Below are 2,020 nucleotides of genomic sequence, written 5' to 3'. Positions count from 1 at the left end.
CTGCCAAATCCTATGCCTGGTATTTGGGTCTGGCGCTGCTGCTGGCAGGTGAGGAAGCCGAGGCGCAAACGACGTGGATGCTGGCAATGGTTGAGGGCGACGAAGCAGACATCGCTCAGTGGACCAGAGAACTCATCGCCGTGCTGCAAACCGAGGCAGAGCGACGCGAAGCGCTAGAAGACACGACAACAGCATGGCTCATCCGCCAGCACCTGCGCGAGATTGACCCCGATGAGTTCACGAATCTGCTGCACTTGGTGGAAGACTCGATCGCTCTCAAAACCTTCTCCGCCACTGACCTGCACAACTGGGGCGTGATTTCGCAGCTTCAGTCACAGCGCGAGACCGTCGATCGATCGTGGCTGCTGGACGTGTTGAGGCAACTGTTAGACGCTGCCCCACTAGAGCCAGAAACTCTGGAGTTCATCGAAGCCTGTTTGCAACTGCCGCACCCTACTGATGTGGTCTATGTCGTAATGAACGCCGCGATCGACATCGGCAACAATCTAGCGCAGCCGTCGATCGCAATTCGCTACATCAACCTATGCTTGCAGGTGTTTCCGTCCGATTTGAACGCCTTGAGTCAGCTGTCCTACTTCTATCAGAACGCGGGCAAGCATGAGGACGGCATTGCAGCCGCAAGAGAGTACTGTATGCAGGCGCAGGCGATCGCCGATCAGGTGTTTGGCGTGTTTCTGCTGCTGCGGGCGTGGATGCGGGCGGGAAACTACTGGGACGAGATTTTTCCGCTGTTTCAGCATCAGGATACGTTAATCGACGAACTGGCTGCCCAGCAGACGGAGCCCCTGGACCAAAGCCGCGTGTTTCAGCTGACGACAGCAATGTTCTGTCAACCCTATCTGCGCGACTCGCTGGCCCGTAATCGGCTGAACCAAAACCGCGTTCTCGGACTCTGCCAGTCCAGCGTCCAGGCTCACCATCACGATCGCATTCTCCGCTACCAGCAAGGCATTGCAGCTAGACTTGCCAATCGAGACGCCAAAAAACCGCTGCGGATCGGCTACCTGTCGCACTGTCTGCGGCGGCACTCGGTTGGCTGGCTGAGTCGCTGGGTCTTTCAGCACCACGATCGCGATCAATTCCAGATCTACGGCTATTTTTGGAACGCGCCGAAGGGTCCGGTAGACGACCTGCAAGCCTGGTTTGCAGACCACGTGGATGAGGCGCGGATGCTGAACCGCGACAGCGGCACGATCGCTGACCAGATTTTCGCCGATGAAATCGATATCCTGGTGGACCTGGACAGCATTACTGCCGACATCGTCTGCGAGGTAATGATGCTGAAAGCGGCTCCAGTGCAGGTAACGTGGCTGGGCTGGGATGCCTCAGGGATTCCGGTGATCGACTACTTCATCGTGGATCCGTACGTGCTGCCAGATGGCGCAGAGGCGCACTACTCCGAAAAACTCTGGCGACTGCCGCAGACGTATGTTGCGGTAGACGGCTTTGAGGTCGGTGTCCCAACGCTGCGCCGCGAGGATTTGGACATTCCAACGGATGCGGTGGTCTACTGGAGCGGGCAGAGCTCCTACAAGCGCCATCCAGATAGCGCCCGATCGCAAATGCGAATCCTCAAATCGGTGCCCGACAGCTATTGCTTAATTAAAGGAATCACAGACGAGTCCTCGATTCAGCAGTACTTCCTCCAGCTAGCGCAGGAAGAAGGCGTGGCGGGCGATCGCTTGCGGTTCTTACCTAACGTGACCCAGGAAGCAGTGCATCGCGCCAATCTACGCATTGCTGATGTGGTACTGGACACCTACCCCTACAACGGCGCAACGACGACACTAGAAACGCTGTGGATGGGCATTCCAATGGTGACGCGGGTGGGCGAACACTTTTCTAGCCGCAACAGCTACACCATGATGCGAAATGCGGGCATCACCGAAGGCATCGCCTGGACCGAGGACGAATATGTGCAGTGGGGCATCCGTCTGGGCAAGGACGCCGACCTGCGGCAGCAGATCGCCTGGAAGCTGTGGCAGTCGCGTCACACCGC

At 57.8% G+C, this 2,020-nt stretch carries 1 protein-coding gene; it reads left to right on the top strand.

Translation table 11 applies throughout. The annotated features are described in order from the left end of the window. The coding region (locus H6F43_RS10685; RefSeq protein ID WP_190342752.1) for an O-linked N-acetylglucosamine transferase, SPINDLY family protein at positions 1–2,020 on the top strand (2,020 nt) is incomplete at both ends.

This window comes from Leptolyngbya sp. FACHB-36 (genome assembly GCF_014695955.1).
Classification (GTDB): Bacteria; Cyanobacteriota; Cyanobacteriia; order Leptolyngbyales; family Leptolyngbyaceae; genus FACHB-36.
Note: the sequence above shows the minus strand (reverse complement) of the source record. Positions and strands in the feature narration are given on the sequence as shown.